Source organism: Citrobacter sp. wls829 (assembly GCF_005280825.1).
Classification (GTDB): Bacteria; Pseudomonadota; Gammaproteobacteria; order Enterobacterales; family Enterobacteriaceae; genus Citrobacter; species Citrobacter gillenii.
The window spans coordinates 68,323-92,138 of record NZ_SZWP01000072.1 but is presented as its reverse complement, the minus strand read 5'-3'; the positions used below and the strand labels follow the sequence as shown (position 1 = coordinate 92,138).

General features: G+C 52.1%; 24 protein-coding genes, 2 tRNA genes and 1 pseudogene. 15 read left to right on the top strand and 12 right to left on the bottom strand.

Annotation, left to right across the window (positions count from 1 at the left end; translation table 11 throughout):
* The first annotated feature begins 1 nt into the window (after position 1).
* From FDW88_RS16210 to ldtA, 8 genes are all read left to right on the top strand, one after another.
* Complete coding sequence (locus tag FDW88_RS16210) at positions 2-283, top strand: energy-coupling factor ABC transporter substrate-binding protein (RefSeq protein WP_096756667.1); 282 nt, start codon at positions 2-4, stop codon at positions 281-283.
* A complete protein-coding gene (locus FDW88_RS16205) occupies positions 270-947 on the top strand; it encodes an energy-coupling factor ABC transporter transmembrane protein (RefSeq protein ID WP_096756668.1) in 678 nt (225 codons plus the stop codon). Before FDW88_RS16210 ends, FDW88_RS16205 begins: the two co-directional genes overlap by 14 nt.
* An 8-nt stretch (positions 948-955) precedes the next feature.
* A complete protein-coding gene (locus tag FDW88_RS16200; RefSeq protein ID WP_096756669.1) occupies positions 956-1,771 on the top strand; it encodes an energy-coupling factor ABC transporter ATP-binding protein in 816 nt (271 codons plus the stop codon).
* On the top strand, positions 1,768-3,288 hold the full coding sequence (locus FDW88_RS16195) for a cobyric acid synthase (RefSeq protein WP_137362942.1): 1,521 nt from the start codon (positions 1,768-1,770) through the stop codon (positions 3,286-3,288). The genes FDW88_RS16200 and FDW88_RS16195 overlap by 4 nt, the downstream gene beginning before the upstream one ends.
* Positions 3,285-3,830, top strand: a complete 546-nt coding sequence (cobU, locus tag FDW88_RS16190) for a bifunctional adenosylcobinamide kinase/adenosylcobinamide-phosphate guanylyltransferase (protein WP_137362941.1) — start codon at positions 3,285-3,287, stop codon at positions 3,828-3,830. The genes FDW88_RS16195 and cobU overlap by 4 nt, the downstream gene beginning before the upstream one ends.
* Positions 3,827-4,570: an adenosylcobinamide-GDP ribazoletransferase gene (gene cobS, locus FDW88_RS16185; protein WP_135911858.1), complete on the top strand. Its 744-nt coding sequence runs from the start codon at positions 3,827-3,829 to the stop codon at positions 4,568-4,570. The genes cobU and cobS overlap by 4 nt, the downstream gene beginning before the upstream one ends.
* Positions 4,571-4,595: 25 nt before the next feature.
* Positions 4,596-5,660: a nicotinate-nucleotide--dimethylbenzimidazole phosphoribosyltransferase gene (cobT, locus tag FDW88_RS16180; protein WP_137362940.1), complete on the top strand. Its 1,065-nt coding sequence runs from the start codon at positions 4,596-4,598 to the stop codon at positions 5,658-5,660.
* A gap of 118 nt (positions 5,661-5,778) precedes the next feature.
* A complete protein-coding gene (gene ldtA, locus FDW88_RS16175) occupies positions 5,779-6,705 on the top strand; it encodes a L,D-transpeptidase (protein WP_117343330.1) in 927 nt (308 codons plus the stop codon).
* Positions 6,706-6,735: 30 nt separating this feature from the next.
* Here the strand turns inward: ldtA and FDW88_RS16170 are convergent, their stop codons facing one another.
* The 5 genes from FDW88_RS16170 to FDW88_RS16150 all read right to left on the bottom strand — a co-directional run bounded on the left by FDW88_RS16170 (position 6,736) and on the right by FDW88_RS16150 (position 12,062).
* The gene (locus FDW88_RS16170; protein ID WP_115258170.1) at positions 6,736-7,410 is read right to left on the bottom strand and encodes an ABC transporter ATP-binding protein; all 675 of its coding nucleotides are present in this window, start codon (positions 7,408-7,410) and stop codon (positions 6,736-6,738) included.
* Positions 7,411-7,420: 10 nt separating this feature from the next.
* Complete coding sequence (locus tag FDW88_RS16165; RefSeq protein WP_115258171.1) at positions 7,421-9,109, bottom strand: iron ABC transporter permease; 1,689 nt, start codon at positions 9,107-9,109, stop codon at positions 7,421-7,423.
* Positions 9,093-10,130, bottom strand: a complete 1,038-nt coding sequence (locus FDW88_RS16160) for an extracellular solute-binding protein (RefSeq protein ID WP_115258172.1) — start codon at positions 10,128-10,130, stop codon at positions 9,093-9,095. Before FDW88_RS16160 ends, FDW88_RS16165 begins: the two co-directional genes overlap by 17 nt.
* Positions 10,131-10,351: 221 nt before the next feature.
* Complete coding sequence (gene dctP / locus FDW88_RS16155) at positions 10,352-11,419, bottom strand: TRAP transporter substrate-binding protein DctP (protein ID WP_249354897.1); 1,068 nt, start codon at positions 11,417-11,419, stop codon at positions 10,352-10,354.
* Between the two features lie 52 nt (positions 11,420-11,471).
* A complete protein-coding gene (locus FDW88_RS16150) occupies positions 11,472-12,062 on the bottom strand; it encodes a nuclear transport factor 2 family protein (protein WP_106671841.1) in 591 nt (196 codons plus the stop codon).
* 109 nt (positions 12,063-12,171) lie between these two features.
* On the opposite strand from FDW88_RS16150, the gene FDW88_RS16145 reads away from it, so the two are divergent.
* Positions 12,172-13,059: a LysR substrate-binding domain-containing protein gene (locus FDW88_RS16145; RefSeq protein WP_137362939.1), complete on the top strand. Its 888-nt coding sequence runs from the start codon at positions 12,172-12,174 to the stop codon at positions 13,057-13,059.
* 42 nt (positions 13,060-13,101) lie between these two features.
* Here the strand turns inward: FDW88_RS16145 and FDW88_RS16140 are convergent.
* The 3 genes from FDW88_RS16140 to FDW88_RS22850 form a co-directional block, all read right to left on the bottom strand.
* A tRNA-Asn gene (locus FDW88_RS16140) sits at positions 13,102-13,177 on the bottom strand.
* Positions 13,178-13,276: 99 nt separating this feature from the next.
* The gene (locus tag FDW88_RS16135; protein WP_305764104.1) at positions 13,277-14,764 is read right to left on the bottom strand and encodes an EmmdR/YeeO family multidrug/toxin efflux MATE transporter; all 1,488 of its coding nucleotides are present in this window, start codon (positions 14,762-14,764) and stop codon (positions 13,277-13,279) included.
* Between the two features lie 19 nt (positions 14,765-14,783).
* Positions 14,784-14,918, bottom strand: coding sequence for a DUF5951 family protein (locus tag FDW88_RS22850; protein ID WP_226794618.1), 135 nt, complete (start codon positions 14,916-14,918; stop codon positions 14,784-14,786).
* Positions 14,919-14,924: 6 nt separating this feature from the next.
* Between FDW88_RS22850 and FDW88_RS16130 the strand changes: the two genes are divergently transcribed.
* Positions 14,925-15,000: transfer RNA gene (locus FDW88_RS16130), tRNA-Asn, on the top strand.
* Positions 15,001-15,165: 165 nt separating this feature from the next.
* Positions 15,166-15,312, top strand: a pseudogene (locus FDW88_RS16125) (Arm DNA-binding domain-containing protein); the annotation flags it as partial.
* Between the two features lie 207 nt (positions 15,313-15,519).
* On the opposite strand, the gene FDW88_RS16120 reads toward FDW88_RS16125, so the two are convergent.
* The 3 genes from FDW88_RS16120 to purT all read right to left on the bottom strand — a co-directional run bounded on the left by FDW88_RS16120 (position 15,520) and on the right by purT (position 19,348).
* Positions 15,520-16,014 carry a YrhA family protein gene (locus FDW88_RS16120; protein WP_137362937.1) on the bottom strand — a complete coding sequence of 165 codons (495 nt, stop codon included), beginning with the start codon at positions 16,012-16,014 and terminating at the stop codon, positions 15,520-15,522.
* A 16-nt stretch (positions 16,015-16,030) separates the two neighbouring features.
* Complete coding sequence (locus tag FDW88_RS22845; RefSeq protein ID WP_342593411.1) at positions 16,031-17,176, bottom strand: HNH endonuclease signature motif containing protein; 1,146 nt, start codon at positions 17,174-17,176, stop codon at positions 16,031-16,033.
* A 993-nt stretch (positions 17,177-18,169) separates the two neighbouring features.
* Complete coding sequence (purT, locus tag FDW88_RS16110; RefSeq protein ID WP_137362936.1) at positions 18,170-19,348, bottom strand: formate-dependent phosphoribosylglycinamide formyltransferase; 1,179 nt, start codon at positions 19,346-19,348, stop codon at positions 18,170-18,172.
* A gap of 131 nt (positions 19,349-19,479) precedes the next feature.
* Here purT and yebG point away from each other — a divergent pair, with 131 nt between their 5' ends.
* The 4 genes from yebG (at position 19,480) to ptrB (ending at position 23,143) form a co-directional block, all read left to right on the top strand.
* Complete coding sequence (gene yebG, locus FDW88_RS16105; protein WP_115258185.1) at positions 19,480-19,770, top strand: DNA damage-inducible protein YebG; 291 nt, start codon at positions 19,480-19,482, stop codon at positions 19,768-19,770.
* Positions 19,771-19,889: 119 nt separating this feature from the next.
* Positions 19,890-20,243, top strand: coding sequence for a protein YebF (yebF, locus tag FDW88_RS16100; RefSeq protein ID WP_096756683.1), 354 nt, complete (start codon positions 19,890-19,892; stop codon positions 20,241-20,243).
* A gap of 93 nt (positions 20,244-20,336) precedes the next feature.
* Positions 20,337-20,996 carry a tellurite resistance TerB family protein gene (locus tag FDW88_RS16095; RefSeq protein WP_096756684.1) on the top strand — a complete coding sequence of 220 codons (660 nt, stop codon included), beginning with the start codon at positions 20,337-20,339 and terminating at the stop codon, positions 20,994-20,996.
* 86 nt (positions 20,997-21,082) lie between these two features.
* Positions 21,083-23,143 (top strand): oligopeptidase B, encoded by a 2,061-nt coding sequence (gene ptrB, locus FDW88_RS16090; RefSeq protein ID WP_137362935.1) that lies wholly within the window; start codon positions 21,083-21,085, stop codon positions 23,141-23,143.
* Here ptrB and exoX read toward each other — a convergent pair.
* Positions 23,140-23,802, bottom strand: a complete 663-nt coding sequence (gene exoX, locus FDW88_RS16085; protein ID WP_096756686.1) for an exodeoxyribonuclease X — start codon at positions 23,800-23,802, stop codon at positions 23,140-23,142. The two genes, ptrB and exoX, sit on opposite strands and share 4 nt — an antisense overlap.
* Positions 23,803-23,816 lie beyond the last annotated feature (14 nt).

Genomic DNA, 23,816 nt, shown 5'->3' with positions numbered 1-23,816 from the left:
CATGAAAAAGACGCTGATTCTGTTAGCAATGGTGATTGGGCTGGTTGTCCTGCCATTTTTCATCAACCACGGTGGAGAATACGGAGGATCAGATGGCGAAGCAGAAAGCCAGATTCAGGCCATCGCTCCGCATTATGAGCCGTGGTTCCAGCCGCTGTATGAGCCAGCCAGCGGTGAAATTGAAAGTCTGCTGTTTACGCTTCAGGGATCGCTCGGTGCAGCGGTAATTTTCTACATTCTGGGTTACACCAAGGGCAGACAACGCCGTGATGACCGGTCTTGACAGGCTGAGCTACCAGAGCCGCTGGTTTCATGTCACACCGCAGCGCAAATTTCTGCTGTGGTTAGTGATGATGATTCTGGCGTTTACCCTGCCTCCGTTGGGGCAGGGTATCGAGCTGTTACTCATTGCCGCACTGAGCTGCTGGCTGCTGCGCATCTCTTTCTGGCGTTGGTGTCGCTGGATGGCATTGCCGTTTGGTTTTTTGCTGGTCGGGGTAGTGACGATCCTATTCAGTGTGAGTCGCGATCCGCATAGCTTACTGGTTAGTCTGCCGGTGGGTAGCTACTGGTTAGGCGTCACCGAAGCGGGTGTACTCACTGCCAATGCAACATTCTGGCGAAGCCTGGCGGCGCTGGCATCCACCTTTTGGTTGGTACTTAATCTGCCGTTCCCGCAATTAATTCTTTTACTGAAATGGGCGCGCGTTCCGCGCCTGCTGACTGAGCAGATCCTACTGACCTGGCGATTTATTTTTATTCTTTTAGACGAAGCGCTCGCTATTCACCGCGCGCAAACGCTGCGTTTTGGTTATCGTAGCGTGCCGCTGAGCTATCGCTCGTTGGCAATGCTGGTGGGGCTGTTGTTTACGCGTGTGTTAATCCGCTATCAGCAAATGACCACCACACTGGATATCAAACTGTATCAGGGTGATTTTCACCTGTAAGGATAAGTATGCTTGCCACCTCAGCGCTTTGGTTTCGCTATCAGGATGACCCGGTCCTCAAAGGGCTCACGCTGGATTTTTCCGCGCAGGCCGTCACTGGACTGGTGGGGGCCAATGGGTGCGGAAAATCCACGCTGTTTATGAACCTGAGTGGCTTGTTGCGTCCACAGCAGGGGGCGGTGATGTGGCAAGGAAAACCGCTGGATTACAGCAAGCGAGGCCTGCTGGCACTGCGTCAGCAGGTGGCGACCGTATTTCAGGACCCCGATCAGCAAATCTTTTATACCGATATCGACAGCGACATCGCCTTTAGCCTGCGCAATATTGGCGTGGATGAAAAAGAAATTGCTCGCCGGGTGGAAGATGCCCTGACGCTGGTGGATGCACAACATTTCCGTCATCAGCCTATTCAATGCCTAAGCCACGGACAAAAAAAACGCGTGGCGATCGCTGGCGCGCTGGTACTGCAGGCGCAGTATTTGCTGCTGGATGAACCGACAGCGGGCCTTGATCCCTCGGGCCGTACGCAAATGATTGAGATTATTAAACGGATCGTGGCGCAGGGAAATCATGTGGTTATTTCCAGCCATGATATCGATCTTATCTATGAAGTGAGTGACGCGGTTTACGTTTTGCGCCGGGGAGAAGTGCTGACGCACGGCACCCCCGGTGAGGTATTCGCGCGCACGGACCTTATTGAACAAGCAGGATTAACTCAGCCCTGGCTGGTGAAGTTGCACACAGAGCTAGGCTTTCCATTGTGTAAAACAGAGGCTGAATTTTATCGTTGTATGCGAGAGAACGCACTGAAGGAGGCGTCATGACGCAGGCAATAATGTTGCAGGGAACGGCATCTGATGTAGGCAAAAGCGTATTAGTCGCCGGGCTGTGTCGTATTTTTTATCAGGATGGACGACGTACTGCGCCGTTCAAATCGCAGAACATGGCGCTGAACTCGGGTATTACGCCTGAGGGGAAAGAGATGGGGCGCGCGCAAATTTTCCAGGCTGAAGCGGCAGGGATCACCCCAGATGTACGTATGAATCCGGTGCTATTGAAACCGACCAGCGACCGCAAAGCGCAGGTGGTATTGATGGGCAAAGTGGCGACCGATATGGATGCGGTAAGTTACCACGAGTACAAACCGCGTCTGCGCGAGCAGATCATTTCGGTTTATAACAGTCTGGCGCAGGAATTTGACGTTATTGTGCTGGAAGGGGCGGGAAGTCCGGCTGAAATTAACCTGCGCGATCGCGATATCGTCAATATGGGGATGGCGGAGATGGCGCAGTGCCCGGTTGTGCTGGTGGCGGATATCGATCGCGGCGGCGTGTTTGCCTCGATTTATGGCACGCTGGCGCTGCTGCATGATCATGAACGCGCGCGCGTAAAAGGCGTGATTATCAATAAATTTCGTGGCGATGTGGCGCTGCTCTATTCCGGTATTGAACAAATTGAAGCGCTGACCGGCGTTCCCGTACTCGGCGTGATGCCGTGGCTGGATGTTGATCTCGAAGATGAAGATGGCGTCGCGCTGCAAAAAGGGAAGTATTTACGCACCGACAAACGCGATATCGAGATTGCTGTGGTGCAACTGCCGCATATTTCCAACTTTACGGATTTTAATGCGCTGGCCGCCCAGCCGGACGTTCGGGTGCGCTATGTTCGCCACTCGGAAGAGCTGGCAGGCGTCGATCTGGTGATTTTGCCGGGCAGTAAAAATACGCTTGGCGATTTAGTCTGGCTGCGCGAAAGCGGTCTTGCGCACAGCGTGTTGCAGCTACACCGTCAGAATGTGCCGGTGGTGGGGATTTGCGGTGGCTATCAAATGCTCGGCGAGACCATTATCGATGACGTGGAGTCGGGCCTGGGAACGCTGCCGGGCCTTGGCTTGCTCGATACCGTTACCCATTTTGCGCAGCACAAAACCACGACCCTGGTTGAAGGGCAAATGTCGGCCACATTGCCGGACTGGCTGGCAGACGCCTCAGGGTTAGCTGTTCGAGGCTATGAAATTCATATGGGTGAAACGGTGTTATCCGGGGAGTGTCAGTCGGTGATGACGCTGCAAAAAGAGGGCGGTAACGTCGCTGATGGTGCGGTGACTCACGACGGTCTGGCGTTCGGCACCTATCTCCACGGCCTGTTTGATAGCGATGAATTTACGCGCGCGCTGGTGAATGGCCTGCGGGTGCGCAAAGGGTTAGCACCACTGGATTCAACCTTCCATTACGCGCAATATAAATCACAGCAGTTTGATCTGCTGGCGGATGCGATGCGGCAACACATCGATATTGAGAAAATTTATACCATCATGCAGCAACACCAGGAGCCAGTATGATGATTCTGGTTACCGGTGGTGCCCGTAGCGGCAAGAGCCGTCACGCAGAGGCGCTGATCGCGGACTCCCCAAACGTGCTGTACATCGCGACGTCGCAGATATTCGACGAGGAGATGGCGGCGCGAATTCAACACCATCGTGATGGACGCCCAGCGCACTGGCGTACAGCCGAGCGCTGGCAACATCTTGATGCGCTGATTACGGCCGAGAACGATCCGCACGAGGCGATTTTACTGGAATGCATTACCACGATGGTGACGAACCAGCTGTTTGCGTTAGGCGGCGACAGTTCACCGGATGGCTGGGACTACGCCGCGATGGAACGGTCCATTGAGGATGAGTTCCGTGTGCTGATTGACGCTTGTCAGCGTTGCCCGGCAAAAGTCGTGCTGGTGACTAACGAAGTGGGGATGGGGATTGTTCCGGAAAATCGTCTGGCGCGGCATTTTCGCGATATTGCTGGACGGGTAAACCAGCGTCTGGCGGCAGCGTCAGATGAGGTCTGGCTGGTGGTATCTGGAATTGGAGTCAAAATTAAATGAGTAAGTTGTTTTGGGCAATGCTCTCTTTTATCAGTCGCTTGCCCGTTCCTGCACGCTGGTCGCAAGGTCTGGAGTTCGAACAATACTCGCGCGGCATCGTCATGTTCCCGCTGATTGGCGTGGTGCTGGGAGGGTTGACGGGACTGGTCTTCATGGCGCTGCAAACCTGGTGCGGTATCCCGCTGGCAGCGCTGTTTAGCGTGCTGACGTTGGCGCTGCTGACCGGCGGTTTTCATCTTGACGGTCTGGCGGATACCTGTGACGGCGTGTTTTCTGCTCGTCGGCGCGAGCGGATGCTGGAAATAATGCGCGACAGCCGCCTGGGGACCCACGGCGGACTGGCGCTGATCTTTGTTCTGCTGGCTAAAGTGCTGGTGGTGAGCGAACTGGCTCTACGCGGAACGCCAATGCTGGCTGCACTGACTGCAGCCTGTGTGGCAGGGCGTGGAACCGCAGTTCTGCTGATGTACCGGCATCGTTATGCCCGCGAAGAAGGGCTGGGAAATGTCTTTATAGGCAAAGTAACCGGACGACAAACCTGCGTTACGTTGGGGCTTGCGGCGATCCTTGCTGCTGTACTGCTTCCCGGCATGCGTGGAGTGGCGGCGCTGGTCGTCACGATGGTGGCAATTTTCATTCTTGGGCAATTATTAAAACGCACGTTAGGTGGGCAGACAGGCGATACGCTTGGCGCGGCCATCGAACTTGGCGAGTTGATCTTCTTACTGGCTCTGCTTTGAGCCAGTCAACACATTGAGAACCCTTATGCAGACTTTATCCGCTTTACTCCACGCGATCCCTTCTCCCGACAGTGCTGCAATGTTACGCGCACAGCAGCATATTGATGGCTTACTTAAACCACCGGGCAGCCTGGGACGTCTTGAGTCCCTGGCCGTGCAACTCGCCGGTATGCCAGGCCTGAAGGGCGTGCCGCGCGTGGGGGGGAAAGCGATGCTGGTGATGTGCGCCGATCACGGCGTCTGGGATGAAGGTGTGGCCGTTTCGCCGAAAGTGGTTACGGCGATTCAGGCAGCAAATATGACGCGTGGCACGACCGGCGTTTGCGTACTGGCGACCCAGGTTGGCGCAAAGGTTCATGTGATTGATGTGGGGATTGACGCTGAACCTATTCCTGGCGTGGTGAATATGCGCGTTGCGCGTGGCTGCGGCAATATTGCTGAAGGCCCGGCAATGCACCGTTCTCAGGCCGAGGAACTGTTGCTGGAAGTGATGCGCTATACCCGTGAACTGGCGAAAGAGGGCGTCACGCTGTTTGGCGTCGGCGAGTTGGGCATGGCCAATACCACGCCTGCGGCGGCGATTGTTAGCGTACTGACCGGCAGTGATGCTGAGGCGGTGGTGGGGATTGGCGCTAACCTGCCACTCTCGCGGGTGGGCAATAAGGTGGATGTGGTGCGTAGGGCGATCGCCGTTAATCAGCCCGACCCCACAGATGGTATCGATGTGCTGGCCAAAGTCGGTGGTTTTGATCTTGTGGGGATGACGGGTGTGATGCTGGGGGCTGCCACCTGCGGTCTGCCGGTGTTGCTGGACGGGTTCCTTTCTTATTCCGCTGCGCTGGCAGCCTGTCAGATTGCGCCTGAGATTAAGCCGTACCTGATCCCTTCACATTTTTCCGCCGAAAAAGGTGCCCGTACCGCCCTGGCGCATCTGGAGCTGGACCCGTATCTCAACATGGGCATGCGTTTAGGTGAAGGCAGCGGTGCCGCGCTGGCGATGCCGATCGTTGAGGCCGCCTGCGCCATGTACAACAATATGGGGCATTTAGCCGCCAGCAATATTGTGCTTCCGGACGGTAAGGAAGCGTAGTCAAGCTGCACCCCGCTCAACGGCGGGGTTCTTGTTGGTAGGGGCCGTCGTAACCCCGTTAACCCGATAAAAAAGCTATAATTAACGGATATCTGCTGCGGCGAAGGAAAGGACAATGATGCGTCGTGTAAAACTGTTGTGTTCACTTATCATACTGCTTGCCGGCCAGGGAGCTCAGGCGGTGAGCTATCCGTTGCCGCCAGAGGGCAGCCGCCTGGTCGGCAGTCCGCTGACTATTACGGTGCCGCCAGCCAATACGCAACCGCTGGAAGCATTTGCGGCGCAGTACGGGCAGGGGCTGAGCAATATGCTGGAAGCCAATCCGGGGGTGGACGTCTATTTGCCGAAGTCGGGCTCTACGTTGGTGGTGCCACAGCAGGTTATTTTGCCGGATACCGTGCGTGAGGGCATTGTTATAAACGTCGCTGAAATGCGTCTTTACTATTACCCCAAAGACAGCAATACAGTTGAAATCTTACCCATCGGTATCGGTCAGGCGGGGAGAGAAACGCCGCGCAACTGGGTGACGACGGTACAGCGCAAGCAGGAAGCACCGAGCTGGACGCCAACAGCAAATACCCGCCGGGAATACGCCGCGCGTGGCGAAAGCTTACCGGCGTTTGTTCCGGCCGGGCCGGAAAATCCGATGGGGTTGTACGCCATTTATATTGGCAAGCTGTACGCTATTCACGGCACCAATGCTAATTTCGGAATTGGGCTGCGGGTCAGCCAGGGCTGTATTCGCCTGCGCAATGACGATATTAAATACCTGTTTGATACCGTGCCGGTGGGAACGCGGGTTCAACTTATCGACCGGCCTGTTAAATACAGCACTGAGCCAGACGGTAGCCGCTGGGTTGAAGTTCATGAACCGTTGTCACGCAACCGCAGCGAATATGAGTCGGATAAAAAGATCCCACTGCCGGTGACTCCGGCATTACGCAGTTTTGTGAGCGGAGAGGGAGTGGACGTCAGTCGTGCTAATGCAACGCTGGAACGCCGCTCCGGGATGCCAGTGAATATCAGCCAGGTGCAGAGATTCTAATCACTACTACGCGCGGCCTGTATGTTACTGTCAGGCCGCGTGCTTCGTTTGAAACTGACCCATTTTCACAAAACCAATATGGTCCGCCATCAACTGCGCTTCATGTTCACTGTGGGTGACCAGCAGCGCCGTTTGTCCGGCGGCGCGCAAAATATCCCGTACCTCGCCACCCAGACGCTCGCGGGTGCTTTTATCCAGACTGGAAAACGGTTCATCCAGCAGCAGAATATCCGGATGTGGCGCCAGGGCGCGGGCCAGGGCGATACGCTGCTGCTGCCCGCCAGAAAGCTCATGAGGGTAATGGCTGGCGTGGCTGTGTAGTTCAACCATTTTTAACAGCTCGGTGACTCTGGCTTGTTGCGCTTCTCGTGGCAGGCGGCGCAAACCAAAGGCCACGTTTTGTTGGGCTGTCAGATGTGGGAATAACGCGTATTCCTGAAACACCATGCCGACATGCCGTTTTTCCGGCGGCAGATGCACTCCGGGGCCAGCAACACGCCGTTGTGAAACATAAATCTCTCCGCGTTGCAGCCGTTCAAATCCGGCGACCGCGCGCAGAACCGTGGTTTTTCCACAGCCTGACGCACCCAGCAGGCAGGCGATTTCGCCTTTGCGCACCGACATTGAAAAGCCGGTCAGCACCGGTTGCTGGCTGTTGCCGTAGGCCACGTGTACATCCTGGAGTCGTAACGCGATTTCTGACATTGTTGCTCTCTCAACCACGGCGCGTCATCTGATGACGGACCAGCAAAATAACAGGCAGTGTGCCGGCTAACACAATCATTAGCGCAGCAATTGCCCCTTCTTCATAGGTGCCTCGCGCCGCTTCTGCATACAGCAGCGTGGCCAGCGTTTCGAAGTTTACCGGGCGTAGTAGCAGGGTAGTGGGCAACTCTTTCATTGCATCGGCAAACACCAGCAATGCACTGCTTACCAACGCTGGACGCAGTAGCGGGAAATGCACACGAGCAAACGTACCGGCCCCATTTTCTCCCAGTAAACGTGAGGCTTGCTCAAGGGAAGGAGGAATACGGCCCAGCCCGGAATCCAGCGCGCCGATGGCGATGGCCTGAAAACGCATCGCACAGCAAATGATCAGCAAAATACCGGCAGACATCAGCGGTAAACCGCGCATGTCGAGCAGATCGGCCAGCCAGCGGTCAACCGCCATCGCCGGGGGAAGAAAACCAATCGCCAGAATCGTACCAGGCACGGCGTAACCTAACGAGGCCAGACGCATCACACCGCGACGAAAGCCAGGCATGGCGTTGTCTGCGGCGCTGCGACGTGCGCTCCACGCCACCAGCATGCTGACGCAAATCACCACCAGCGTGGTACCAGCCGCCAGCGATAGCGTGTTTTGCAATGCAGAAAGTAATGACGCGGACAGCGGATTCTCACCGCCTAACCGTTTGGCGCTCTCCCACAGTAAAAACAATACCGGGGCCAGGAAACCCAGTACAACCGGGAGCGAAATAACCACGCCGAGCAGCCAACCGCGCCAGCCATGCACGCGCGTGGGTTGAATTTCTCGCAGACTGCGACTGCTGAATCCTTGTTTTCTGCGACCGTAAAACTCCAGCGTCAGGATAAAGAAGATAAACATCAGCATCATGCAGGCGATTTGCGCCGCAGCGGATAAATCAGAGCGCGAGATCCACGTGGTGTACACGGTGACGGTTAAGGTTTGTACCCCAAGGAATTCCGACGCGCCGATGTCATTGAGCGTTTCCAGCAGCGCCAGGCTGATCCCGACCGCCAGCGCCGGACGGGCCATTGGCAGGGCCACGCGGAAGAAGGTTCCGCTGGCGCTGCAGCCCAGGGTACGTGCCGCCTCCAACAAATGCGCGGGCTGGCTGATAAACGTGGCGCGAGTGGTTAAATAAACATACGGATACAGCACTAAACCGAGCAGCAGGATCGCGCCGGAAAGGGAGCGTAAATCCGGCAAGCGGAACTGTCGCGGGCTGTCGAAACCGAGTAAAAAACGGATGAAGGTTTGCAGTGGGCCAATGGGATGCAGTAAATCGAGCCAGGCAAAGGCCACGATATAGGTCGGCATCGCCAGCGGCAGCAGCAGCGCCCAGCTCAGTATTTTGCGCCCAGGAAAATCCCATGCAGTGACTGCCCACGCGCTGCCAACGCCAATCACGCCGACCATGACCGCGACACCTGCCAACAACAGTACAGTGTTTTTTAACGCAGAGGGCAACACCCAGGTGATGAGATTATCCCAGTGGGACAAATCAGCCTGTGTGGCCTGCCAGATGAGCGCCACAATAGGAGTCAGGACGCCGAGTGCAATACACAGGGCACCAAGATGTAACGGCGTTAATAATGACTGCGGCCCGGAAACCAGGCCGCGTAACGTCGGAAGCAATAGCGGTTTATTGATCGAATCCAACTTTATCTACCAGCAGACTAGCTTGTTTACGGTACTTCACGATTTCGGTTAACGGGATCTTGTCGACGTCGATTTCACCGATAGTGGCGCTGATAACCGGGTCGAGCGTTACACCTTTGAGTACCGGATATTCGAAGTTCGCTTTCGCGTATTGTTGCTGGGCAGGTGCGGAAACCAGATATTCCATCAGCTTAACGGCGTCGGCTTTATTGGGTGCGTAACGGGCTACGGCAGCACCGCTAATGTTGACGTGTGTGCCGCCTTTCTCAAAGGTCGGTTTCACCACTTTAATGGCATCACCCCACTGACGTGCATCGGTGCCTTCTTTGGCATTTTTCATATGACCGACGTAATAGGAGTTGGCGAGGCCAATATCACAAATCCCGCCGAGGATATCGCGGGCAACGTCACGATCGCCGCCGGTCGCTTTACGTGCCAGGTTCGCCTTCACGCCGCGCAGCCACTCTTCCGTTTTGGCCTCACCGTGGTGGGCAATCATGGCGGCAATCAATGCGGTGTTATACGGATGCTGCCCGGAACGGATACAGACTTTGCCTTTGTACTCCGGGCTTGCGAGCTGCTCATAATGCCAGTTATCGATAGGCATCGATTTCTCAGCGTAGAGCACGCGTGCACGCATGGAAAGCGCAAACCACTGATTATCTGCACCGCGCAGGTTAGCCGGAATGGCGGCTTTCAGCGCATCGGACTCTACCGGTTGCGTTACGCCCGCTTCGACTAAATCGATGAGGTTACCGGCATCGACGGTCATCAGCAGGTCGGCAGGGGAGTTCTTCCCTTCCGCTTTAACACGCTCAAGCATGCCATCCTTGATATACACCGTGCTCACTTTTATACCGCTGGTTTTTGTCCAGCTATCGAGCAGGGGTTGGATCAGGCCTGGTTCACGGGTGGTATAAAGCGTTAACGTATCCTGTGCGAAAGCCGGCAGGCTGACGGAGAGGACCAGGGCAGATGCAAGCGTGATACGGCGCAGTCCGGTGCGAGGCAGAGCATTCATCGTTTATATCCCAGAGTAATTGGAACGTACAGTGACCCGAGCAGGCGCTCGTTCTTTTGGCCCGCGTACAATAAATGATAATCACTAGCACTTACAATAATGGCAAAGTTTAAACGATTTACATTTACATAACTTTAAACGACGGTGTGATGTGGGGTTTACTCGGCGAAAAGTGGCGGGTAGAGAGAGGGTGAGACTCCCTGCCACTAGTTCATGGATAACTACCGTTTTACGCGCGCTTTTTGTGACAGGATTTCATCCATAATGGCGCTAACTTGTTTCATCACCATGCCTGCGTTTTTGACGCCTTTCGCTTCCTGCTCGTGGACCCACTTGGTTTGCGCAGCCCGGTAATGGGTGGCGGTGTTCCACTGTGCGACCTCCTGCGATTGCAGAACGCGTACCGAGGCCCCAGCCTGGCGTAAATCGTCTATCTGGGTGTTAAAACACCTGTCCATGACTGAACCCAGAGATTGATACGCTGTTTCAGCCGCACGCTGAATGGCGACCTGATCTTCATGAGAAAGCGCGTTCCAGGTTTTTTTGTTCATCGTCAGAATATAGAGATGCCCCAGCCACAGATTTTTGGCGAGAAGCACATTGGGTGCGAACTGATACGCTTTAAGATCGTAACCGCTGTCCACGTTCAGCATCATGCCATCGATTGCCCCCGTTTTTAGCGCGTTATAGGTCTCTTGACCCCAGGGCATGGTCACCGGCTTAGCCCCAGCGTTTTGCAGAAAATCACGGTGCCAGAAGCTGGCAGAGCGCCATGTGCCGCCTTTGATATCGCTCAGCGTCGCTATGGGCTTAGCGCTGAAAAAGGCCAGTGGATAGCCAGTGGCAAGGAAAATACTCACCACATTATTTTTCTCAAGCTCAGCCGGGAATGCCGGGATGTCAGCGTAGACGTGGCGGAAGAAGGCCACCTGTTGTTCACTGGCCGGTCCGACGGGAAAGCTTTTAAATATCTGATTCAGGGGCAGCGCGTCGGCGGTGTATTCAGGTACGACAGTCGCCATATCCACCTTTCGTTCGTTGCCGACGTTGCGTAACGCATCGTAGCTGTTACTGAGCTCGCCGCTCCAGTGCGCCTCTATTTTCAGGCGTCCGTTGGACTCTTTCTCAATGGCGGGGAAGAGCACGTCGTTAAGAAAGCGAGTGCGCATCCCACCCAGCGGTTCATGATCACTGTATGTCAGGATTTGTGTAGCCGAAACCGTGGTCGGTAGCAGCAGGGTGATGAACAGCATTGCCAGATATTTTCCGTATATTTTGTTGGGGCGCATACATTTCCTTTGCGTTGCTGAGATGAAAAAGGGTCAAGGGCGGATGAAATTGTCAGGCCGTCTGCCCGGCTAACCAGCGCGTACCACTTGCTTTCATTTGTTGTTCCAGATCGCTGCCACGGGTGGCAAAGACGCGCTGAACCGGAAAACCACTTTTTTCCAGCAGATAAGCCAGCGCGGCGTATTCACGTGGATATTTCTCTGCCGCACTTTGGTCAATCGCGACCATGCCGAGCGGAAAGGTAAAGCTGGCCATATCGTAAATACTCTGGCGATGGAACAGTTTCCAGACGCTGTCGCGTTTTTCTGCCATGTCATAGAAACGGTTATGACCAATGCAGCCCAGATTCAGCTTAACGTGTTCAGCGATAATCATGGCGTTGGTTTCGACAATAGCTCTCGTCGCGTTGGCATTGAAGGTCACTACCGGCGTGCCAATCAGATGCTTGGTGCGCACATCTGACGCTCCCATCCGTATTGAGCCCTCAACGAAATCGCTGGCGAGGCCCTCAAACCACGTGATTTCAATGGTGCCGTCCGGGTGAAAAAGGTTGCGCAGCTGCTCCCATTCCCCCAGATCGCGGTGCATCCAGCCCGTGAGAAGATCGGTAATTTGCAGACGGTCGTCCAAATAATTTTGCATAACATGTACTCCGGTACGGGATTGGATTTCAGTTTCATCCCCAATGGAGATAAACTCAAATAGATAGATATGACTGATTAATCATTTTATTTGATGATGGAGTGACAATATGGATCTGCGCCATCTACGCTATTTTCTGGCTGTTGCCGAAGAAGGCCATTTTGGTCGCGCGGCTCAACGTCTGCATATCGTCCAACCTGCGCTGAGTATGCAAATCAAGGCCCTGGAAGAGGAACTCGGTGGTCCGCTGTTTGTACGCACCAGCCGCAAAGTGGAGTTAACGGACGCCGGGCGGCTACTACAGGTCGAGGCGCAGCGCACGCTGGAGCAAGCGGATCACGCCCGACTGACCGTTCAGCGCTCAATACGCGGTGAAACGGGCCATGTACGCGTGGGGTTTGCCGGTAATGCCGTCTTTAGCGGCAAGCTCACCAACGATCTACGTGCTTTTCGCCGAACCTACCCTGATGCCGAACTGGTTGTGAATGAAGTCGCACCGTTGCTGCAAGCCGAGGCTATCCTGACGGGACAGCTCGATGTGGGTTATACCCCCGATCACCACAAAATCCATGATGCCGCGCTAATGGCTGAACAGATCGGTGTCTGGCACCGGCAAGTGGCGATGGCTGACGACCATCCGTTGGCCACACGGGCGTCGCTGACAATCGATATGCTCGCCGAGCAGCCACTCATTTTTTATGACGCGCATGGGGCTGATGAGTCGCTTTACACCGCACTTACCGAAATTATGGGCCATGCTCCGCATATCGCCCATTGCACCGCAAGTACCCTAAGCGTGCTTGCACTCGCCGCCGCCGGTCAGGGGCTGGCGCTGGTGCCCGATCCTCTGCAGCATGTGAATATTCCTGGATTGGTATACCGCCCACTGGATGCGCCGGAACTGTCGGCGAATCTGATGCTCATCAGCAGGCAACAAGAGAATAAGGGGGCTGTACAGGCTTTTCTGCAGATAGCGCGTGAAAATGCGGGAGTATAAAAGCAAAAGCCCGCTTAGTATCCTAAGCAGGCTTCTTAAATTTGGCTCCTCTGACTGGACTCGAACCAGTGACATACGGATTAACAGTCCGCCGTTCTACCGACTGAACTACAGAGGAATCGTGTGAACGGGGCGAATATTAGCGATGCCAGTTAGCATTGTCAAAGCCTGAATGGAGAAATGCGATCGTTTGCCGAATATTTCTTCATTTCGTTGCTTATTCAGACGCAACGGGTTGTTTTATAGACTTTTCCCGTTCCGGACGCGGATACTTCCATAACCATCGCCCGGTGATCATGCGCCAGTAAAACAGCGCAGCACGCACTGCCCAGTCGAAGAAAATCCCCATCCAAACCCCGACGACACCCCAATCTAAGACGATCCCGAGGGTATAACCTGCCACCACGCGGCAGCCCCACATGCCCAGCATGGAAACCCACATTGCAAAACGGACATCGCGTGCCCCCTTAAACCCGGAAGGAAGAACCCATGATGCCGCCCATATCGGCATAAATGCCGCGTTGAGCCAAATCAGAACAACTATGACCTCTTTTACATCCTGATCGCGGGTATAGAACGAGGCCATTAATCCGGCAAAGGGAGCTGATAACCAGGCTATGGCGGTTAAACCAATTGTGGATAGCCAGAATACATGCCGCAACTGAATCTCAGCCTGGCCAATCTGTCCATTTCCCAGACGCCGCCCGGTAATAATGGTGGAGGCAGAACCCAGAGCATTGCCGGGCAGGTTAATCAGTGCTGCGATAGAGAAGGCGATAAAGTTACCGGCAATGACGCTGGTTCCCATCCCTGAGACAAACATCTGAGTGAGCAGCTTACCGCCGTTAAACAGTACTGATTCGATACTCGCAGGAATACCGATCCCCATCACCTCCCAGATAATGGCAAAATTCAACGGCTTAAAATAGCTCTTCAGGGGAATCCGCAGCGCTGGGTTAAAACCAATCATCAATACCCAGATAATGGCGACAGCACCGATGTAACGAGAAATCGTCAACCCCAGCCCAGCGCCTGCAAACCCCAGCCCTTGCCAGGAAAAAATACCGTAGATCAGGATACTACTGATGATGATGTTCAGTATGTTCATACCGCCGTTAATCAGCAGCGGTATTTTGGTGTTTCCAGCACCGCGTAGCGCCCCACTGCCGATCAACGCAATGGCTGCCGCAGGATAACTGAGCACCGTCAGTTCAAGATACGTTAGCGCCAGCGCTTTAACCTCAGGTGTCGCTTCTCCGGCAACGACATTAATGATCTGTTCCCCAAAGTAATGAATGATCGCGGCCAGCACGACGGCAAAAATTGTCATGATCACCAGCGACTGTCTGGCTGCGGCTCGGGCTCGACGACGATCGCGTTTTCCCAGACTAAAGGCCACGACAACCGTGGTGCCAAGATCGATGGCGGCAAAAAATGCCATGATGACCATATTGAAACTGTCGGCGAGGCCGACGCCTGCCATCGCTTCTTTGCCCAGCCAGCTTACCAGGAAGGTACTCAGTACCCCCATTAAGAGCACGCAGGTATTTTCCAGAAAAATAGGTACGGCAAGCGGGGTGATTTCGCGCCAGAATAGAACTTTATAACTCTTGCGTTTGGCGTACCAGGGCGTGCGGGAAACGACCTGGCGTAAGGCAGCGGAGACGTTCAAAGTGGACCTTAATGAAGAAAGTTGAAACCTCATTTCAAATGATGAGGGAGAATCAAAAAAGCTGCAAAGTTTTTTCCATATAAAATGTCTGTAAATGCAACAAACTGTCGAGAGAAGCACCAATTGATACGCATTGAAGGAAATGGGGTTTGACAAAAAATTTTTCGCCGCTAAGATAAGCCTCCACACCGATTCCTCTGTAGTTCAGTCGGTAGAACGGCGGACTGTTAATCCGTATGTCACTGGTTCGAGTCCAGTCAGAGGAGCCAAATTTTAGTATTAAGACGTATCAGTGAGTCTTAATGCGTTATAAAAACAAACAGTTAGATTGCCCCGGCTGTCCTGGTAAGGATTGCCGGGTTTTTTCACATCTGTAGTTTTTGGGGGCTTAATCCGGGGCCTCACAGTTCGTTTAACGAATGGAGCCCCCCGCTATGGCACTCACTGATACCGCTATCCGCAAGTTCAGACCCACAGACAAACCCTTCAAACTCGGCGACAGTGCCGGACTGTACCTGCTGATCAAACCCAACGGCTCAAAACTCTGGTACATGAAGTACCGTATACCTAAACAATATAAATAATGTGCTTCGTATAGTGGATGTGGAAATTCGAAATCGTGTTTAGTAAACCTCTCACCGAGTGCTGCTAACGACTCATGGTCGCTGTTTATGATGAATTGATCTGCTAACGTACCGAACTCATCTAGTTCATTTTTAATGATTAACAAAATGACTCCTTAGCTACAAAATTAACAAGTAGAAGGGGCATTCTAACCCCTCCGTAATTTAAGCTACTGTATCTAATATTTCTGTTAAAAAATCTGTAAAGTTGGAAAATGATCCAAATACATTTTCTGTACCTACGTTATCTCTAATTTCAAATAAATTATTTTTGGTGTCATAAGTGAACAAAGAAATGCTATTTTCACCAATGACTAAACGCTTCGCTAAGTCTGGGTCTATATAATCATCATTATTTCTATAAAATTCATTCACTACAAACAAGTTTTTAATTATCGGTTCAGGTACAGATAAGCTATACAGAGTTAGGCCGTCATATTCGAAACCATCCATTGTCTCTAGTAGTGATACATACTCGGGTTGGTTAACAAATAATATACAAAGCTCGTTAGCTAAATCTTCTAATATAGGTGATATGTCAGTTTTTGAATTCCGTTTTGTTATACTTTCAATAAATGAATTTTTGATAGGGTCTTGAATGGGGTATTCCCATTTAACCATTTCATCTTTTAAATTATCCAGCATGTTGTAAATGTTCATTTTTATGCAATCCTATTTATTTAAGTGGATAAATTGATCCAGATGGAATAGCCCACGGTGTAATCTTGCTTTCACCAGGTAACATACCTTTAGTTGCTACTCTTTGCATGTTAGTGAATACCTTATGATATGGCTCTTTTTCTATTAATACTAGATTATCAAGAGCATTAGTACCACCATCATCTAAAGGTAACTTGTGATGAACATCCCAACCGTCTGGAGACTTACCATTACTCATTCTCAATAACTGTGAAGGATTGAATGTGTTTGCTGCTTCTGGTGCGCCAGCTATATCTTTTAGAAAATTTTTCCTAACAGCGCTATCAAATTCTTTTCTCAGTATTGCCGCATCTGCCGGATTTCTTTTGATATAATTAATTTCTTTTATCGTAATTCCGTTAACTATTTTTGATTCACCTCTTAACCTACCTAAATAGCTATTAATTTCGGCATATGCATCTGAATTAGGTCGTTTAGCCAAGAGGATAGAAGCTGCTGCTATCGCTGTACCTGCTGTTTTTTCATTTAATACTTGGTCATAGCCTTGAACAGCATCACCGCTTAATTGTTCTGCTGTTTTCCTGAATCCTTCAATATTACCGTTATAAACGCCGCCAGCAGCTAATAAACGTCCTGCGGCTTTACTGTTAATAGTTTTTGCGGCCTGAGCGTGTTGAATAGGTGCATCTGAATAATGAATCTTTTGTGTTGGTGCGGGCTTCCTTCCTTGATGGTCATCTAAGCACTTTCGGTAAGCATCCCTAACTTCCATTTCAAACCATTCATGCCAATGCACCATAAAGCAATCATAGATAAGATCACCTTTCTCATCAAAATAGAAGGGATGCTTAAAGTAATCCCATTGCTCAGATTCATCTATTCCGATGAACCAGCCAATATCGATATTATGCTGTGTATGATCATAAGCACCGTCATACATACCATTACGTTTACGATCATACTTAGTTGAAAAGGGGGTGATAAATCCGCTCTTCCGCTTTGGCATTTGTTGGAGGCTAAAGTGAGAGTAGTTGTCAGAATCAAGATCGTAGTAAATTCTTGCTCTTTCAAAAGCTACTTCTGGCCTCAGTATGTATTGGAAATCTTCCGGGCTAAGCTCTCTTGCAGCATCCCATACCATCAATAATCTGAAATCGGGCATGTAGATCCCTCACAATGTTAAGGGGTTATGTTAGCATTGCTCGCTATGTGGTCAATTATTTAGATTGTGAATGCGCGTAACTAAAACATTTATTATCTGCATATATAATGTCGCCACAAGCTGGAAGTAACGATAGGTGGCAAGGCATAATAACTTATTTTCAATTCTTCTCTTATGCGGGTTTAGATATTTTCTTTCTTCTATCGGTGCTTTTGGCTTATCTTTTGGGTGCTGAAAAACTTGCTTATCTGCTATGGAAAATGTTCAGGGCAATATTTATCTTCATTTGGAACCAAAAACGTGTTTTCTGTCATATAAGCTATTTAGCATAGCTTTGCTGGTATTCTTCTTGTTGATCCAGAAGGTACGGACGAACCGGGTAGGCCCAGGGTGTCTGTTAACGAGTGCCAGCTTAATAACATGTGAAGAATACTTCCGTCAAAACCGGCAGTAGTCCGAAAATGCCAGGAGCCTCTCTATGGAAGTTTGCTTGTAGCACAAAGCTGATTGTCATATTTACCTGCGGTCAGAACAGCAATCTATAATGTGAGAGATATCACATTTAAAAACAGCAACAACATTTGGGGCCTTATTAAGGGCCTCATTTCAATTTTTAAGATTTAATTTATTTTAATTCAATAAGGTATGTGCAAAAACGCATCCAGTCAGAGGAGCCATATTTAAGAAGCCTGCTTAGGAAACTAAGCGGGCTTTTTGCTTTTAGCGCAGTACAGTCATTTTAGTCGGGATAGCAAGCCAGGCGTCGGATTCACATATCGAAAATTGTTTATCCAAAACGTTTTGCTGTGCGAAGGGTCCGATCCTTTTTGGAGAGAATACGGTCAACTAACGTCAGTTTCGTTTCCAGAGAATATTGTGATTTAGTCAAAAAAAACTGCACCTTATTCAGTTAGATAACCAATCTTGGGGTGCAGTCCACTACGCTTTTCGGTCCGACGGAATACCTTAAAACGGGCCAGAAGGCCCGATATTTTATCCTGCGACGTTCACCTGTGCGGCAGCATTCTTCGCCCGTTCAACCGCCTCGCCAACGCATTCAGCTGTTGCCAGCACAACGCCTAAGCGACGTGAGCCATCAATTTCCGGCTTACCGAACAGACGAAGCTGCAAACCTGCGCCAACGGCACTTTCTACGTGATTAAACGTCACATTCTGACTGGTGAGTTGTGGCAGGATAACGGCTGATGCGGACGGACCATATTGGCGGATTGCGCCGATGGGTAATCCGAGGAACGCGCGGACGTGCAGCGCAAACTCGGACAGATCCTGCGAAATTAACGTCACCATGCCGGTGTCGTGTGGGCGAGGGGAGACTTCGCTGAAAATTACCTCATCACCGCAAACAAATAGCTCTACGCCAAACAATCCGTGACCGCCCAACGCCAGCACGACCTTGCGGGCAATTTCCTGTGCGCGTTTCAGCGCCAGTTCACTCATCTGCTGCGGCTGCCAGGATTCGCGGTAATCGCCATCTTCCTGGCGATGGCCTACCGGCGCGCAGAAGTGCACACCGTCAACGGCGCTGACGGTGAGTAGGGTGATTTCAAAATCAAAATTCACTACCCCTTCCACGATTACACGTCCCGCACCAGCTCGGCCGCCCTGCTGGGCATATTCCCAGGCTTCGGTAAGCTGCTCAGCGGAGCGAATAAAGCTCTGACCTTTGCCGGAAGAACTCATTACCGGTTTCACGATACATGGAAAGCCGATTTCAGCCACCGCATCTCGAAAGCGGGCTTCGCTATCGGCGAAGCGGAAAGAGGATGTGGGTAATAACAGCTCTTCAGCAGCCAGACGACGAATGCCTTCACGGTTCATGGTCAACTGTGTGGCGCGCGCGCAAGGCACGACGTTCATACCTTCCTGTTCCAGTTTTACCAGCATATCCGTCGCAATAGCTTCAATTTCTGGCACGATATAATGGGGTTTTTCGCGCTCGACAACCTCGCGCAATGCCTCGCCATCCAGCATATTAATCACGTACGCACGGTGGGCTACGTGCATCGCTGGCGCGTCGGGGTAACGATCCACGGCGATGACTTCTACACCCAGGCGTTGGCATTCAATCGCCACTTCTTTACCCAGTTCCCCTGAACCTAATAACATCACTCGCGTTGCTGCCGGACGCAGCGCTGTGCCTAATAACGTCATAAATTAATCCCCTGTTTTATCTGGGCGCAGTATATACGAAAACGTTTGCGTCTGTCTTTATTACCAGGTTGATTTTGCGGCTGAAAAAGAATATACTGTACATAATTACAGGTAATTTAAGAGGCTGCAAAATGGCGGTTGAAGTTAAATACGTAGTCATTCGGGAAGGTGAGGAAAAAATGTCGTTTACCAGCAAAAAGGAAGCCGATGCGTATGACAAAATGCTGGATACAGCAGACCTGCTAGACACCTGGCTGGAGCAGTCGCCGGTCGCGCTGGAAGATGAACAGCGTGAAGCGCTTTCTCTTTGGCTGGCCGAGCAAAAAGACGTGCTAAGTGCGATCCTGAAAAACGGCAAACTGCCGTCGCCTCAGGCAGTAGAAAACACGGCGTCCGACGGAGATGACACACAAGCAGCCTGATCCGACTTGCGCTCCCGGCGTTTTGTACCATGCTTTTCCCTGAATCATTGTGCTGTACCCAACTGATTTCGCGTTGCATTTCTGCGGCCTGAAGGACGAAGGGGATAAAGGAGAAAAGAATGAATAAAAGAAAAACGCTGTTAAGCCTGCTGCTGTTATCCGCCAGCGTGTCGACCTTTGCTGCAAATACGGAAAGTAAGACCGTTCAGTTTCCCAAGTGTGAGGGACTGAACGCCGACGGTATTGCTGCGAGCGTGAAACGTGATTATCAGCAAAATCGTATCGTGCGCTGGGCTGACGATCAGAAAAAACTGGGACAACTCGATCCTGTTGCCTGGGTTAATCCACAGGACATTGTCGGCAAAGACGGGCAGTGGACGGTACCACTTACCGTGCGCGGTAAGAGTGCGGATATTCGCTATCAGGTGAAGGTTGATTGCAAAACGGGCAGCGCAGAGTATCTGGCGCAGTAACCTGGTATTTGCGCATCTTTTGCTACAATAGACACTTCCTGACATCCCCTCGGGTACGCTGTGATAATTAATCGTCAGTATTTGAGGGGCAAAATGGCTAACTGGCTGAATCAACTGCAATCTCTTCTTGGGCAAAAAGGATCTTCCGCGTCTTCTTCGGGCGATCAGGGACTGAGCAAATTGCTGGTTCCCGGCGCATTAGGCGGACTGGCGGGGTTACTGGTAGCCAATAAATCCTCGCGCAAATTGTTGACCAAATACGGTACCAGTGCGCTGCTCGTTGGTGGCGGCGCGGTGGCTGGCAGCGTGTTATGGAACAAATACAAAGATAAAGTCCGCACGGCGCATCAGGATGAGCCGCAGTTTGGCGTGCAAAGTACGCCGGTGGATGAGCGGACTGAACGCCTGATCCTCGCGCTGGTTTTTGCGGCAAAAAGCGATGGTCATATCGATGCAAAAGAGCGTGCGGCCATCGATCAGCAGCTGCGTGAAGCGGGAGTAGAAGACCAGGGACGTATCCTGATTGAACGCGCCATTGAGCAACCGCTGGATCCTCAGCGTCTGGCACAGGGGATCCGCAACGAAGAAGAGGCGCTGGAAATCTACTTCCTCAGCTGTGCGGCGATTGATATCGACCACTTTATGGAGCGCAGCTATCTGAACGCGCTGGGCGATGCGTTAAAGATCCCGCAGGATGTTCGAGAAGGTATTGAGCAAGATCTTAAGCAACAAAAACAGGCATTGCCGGGCTAAATAGTTACGGCGCAGGAGCATATTTCGCTTGCATCATTGCTGACTTTTGCCACCCTTATAGGATGATTAAGCAAAAGAACAATGACATGCTACCGAACGCTCCTCGTATTCCACACGCCATGACGCAACATGGCGACACCCGCGTCGATAATTATTACTGGTTGCGAGATGACACGCGCTCGCAGCCAGAGGTCCTCGATTACCTGCAGCAAGAAAATGCTTATGGTCGCCAGGTTATGGCCTCACAGCAGGCATTACAGGATCGCGTGCTGAAAGAAATTATCGACCGTATTCCCCCGCAGGATGTTTCGGCTCCCTACGTGAAAAACGGTTATCGCTACCGGCATATCTATGAGCCCGGTTGTGAGTATGCCATTTACCAGCGTCAGTCTGCGCTCAGCGAAGAGTGGGATGCCTGGGATACGTTGCTGGACGGAAACCAGCGCGCAGCTCACAGCGAGTTTTATACACTGGGCGGTCTGGCAATCTCCCCGGACAACACCATCATGGCGCTGGCTGAGGATTATCTCTCGCGCCGGCAATATGGTGTGCGTTTTCGCAATCTGCAAAGCGGTAACTGGTATCCGGAAGTCCTCGACAACGTCGAGCCTGAACTCGTCTGGGCCAATGACTCGCAAACTTTCTACTACGTGCGTAAGCATGAAACAACGTTACTGCCGTATCAGGTCTGGCGACACACCATCGGTTCGCCGTCATCCGAAGATAGGCTGGTATATGAAGAGGCAGACGATATGTTTTATGTCAGTCTGCACAAAACGACTTCGCAGCATTATGTCGTTATTCATATTGCCAGTGCGACCACCAGTGAGGTTCTGCTGCTTGACGCTGAGCTGGCCGACGCTGAACCGTTGGTTTTTTTACCGCGGCGTAAAGACCATGAGTACAGCCTCGATCACTATCAACACGCGTTTTATCTGCGATCTAACCGACAGGGTAAAAACTTTGGTCTGTACCGTACCCGTGTGCGTGATGAACAGACCTGGGAAGCGTTAATTCCGCCGCGTGAAAACGTTATGCTGGAAGGGTTTACGCTGTTTACCGATTGGCTGGTGGTGGAAGAACGTCAGCAGGGCTTAACCAGCCTGCGGCAGATCAACCGTAAGACGCGTGAAGTGGTTGGGATTGCCTTTGACGACCCGGCTTATGTCACCTGGCTTGCTTATAATCCCGAACCGGAGACGTCGCGGCTGCGCTATGGTTATTCATCCATGACGACACCGGACACGCTATTTGAACTGGATATGGACACCGGAGAGCGACGGGTGCTCAAACAGACGGATGTCCCCGGTTTTGATGCGACAAACTACCGCAGCGAGCATGTGTGGGTAACCGCCCGTGATGGCGTAGAGGTGCCGGTTTCACTGGTTTATCATCAGCGGCATTTCCAAAAAGAGAAAAATCCACTGCTGGTATATGGATATGGTTCGTATGGCGCCAGCATGGATGCTGATTTCAGCAGCAGCCGTTTGAGCCTGCTGGATCGCGGCTTTGTATATGCTATTGCCCACGTCCGTGGCGGTGGCGAGCTGGGGCAGCAGTGGTACGAAGACGGTAAATTCTTGCAGAAGAAAAATACCTTCAACGATTATCTCGACGTCTGTGACGCGCTGCTCAAACTGGGCTACGGAGCGCCTTCACTCTGCTACGGCATGGGAGGAAGCGCGGGTGGAATGCTGATGGGGGTCGCCATTAACGAACGTCCGGAGTTATTTCACGGCGTGGTTGCCCAAGTGCCGTTTGTTGACGTAGTCACAACGATGCTGGACGAGTCGATCCCGCTCACCACCGGAGAATTTGAAGAGTGGGGCAACCCGCAGGATGTAGAATATTACGCTTACATGAAAAGCTACAGCCCATACGATAACGTCACCACACAGGCTTATCCGCATCTGCTGGTCACCACCGGGCTTCACGACTCCCAGGTGCAATACTGGGAACCGGCAAAGTGGGTAGCGAAACTGAGGGAGCTGAAAACGGACGACAATCTACTGTTGCTGTGTACGGATATGGACTCCGGTCACGGCGGCAAGTCCGGACGCTTTAAATCTTATGAAGGTGTGGCCCTTGAGTTCGCCTTTTTGATTGGCCTGGCGCAGGGGACGTTGCCCGGCAACGCGGCCGTCTAGGCGTTATCCAGATAGTGCTTCAATGTTAACCGCAGTTCCGGGCTCATACTGTCAAGGTTATTAAACAGCCAGCGCAGATAGCCCGGATCGCGTTCTGCCACCTCGGAAACGGGTTTACCGCGGTATTTACCAAAGGTAAATGTGGTTAACAGCGCAGGGCGACCGGTGATCTCGACCATTTGCTCTGCCGACCAGCCTGAGGTGTTCATGATGTCGATCAGCAGTGCCGCGGTAATGTAGCAATCGTATAGCGCGCGGTGCTGATGCAAACCAACGGGGGTTTGTACGCTCAGCTTGCGGGAATTATACAGCGCCATGTTGCTGTATTTTATCCCCGGCCACAGGCGGCGGGACAGCTTCATCGTGCAAATCCATTCCCCAGGCATGTCCGGCAATACGCGACGGTCGAAACTGGCGTTGTGCGCGACGTACCACTCGCTACCGTAATAATGATGGATGACGTCTTCAATCCACGGTTTATCCGCCACCATGGCTTCCGTAATCCGATGTATCGCCATTGCCTGCGGGCTGATGGGGCGGTCGGGTCGCACCAGGTGGCTCATCGGATTCACAATTTTGCCATCAACCACATCGACAGATGCGATCTCAACAATGCCTCCCTGCAGACCGCAGGTTTCTGTATCTATTATGCGCAGCATGCCATGCTCCTGGC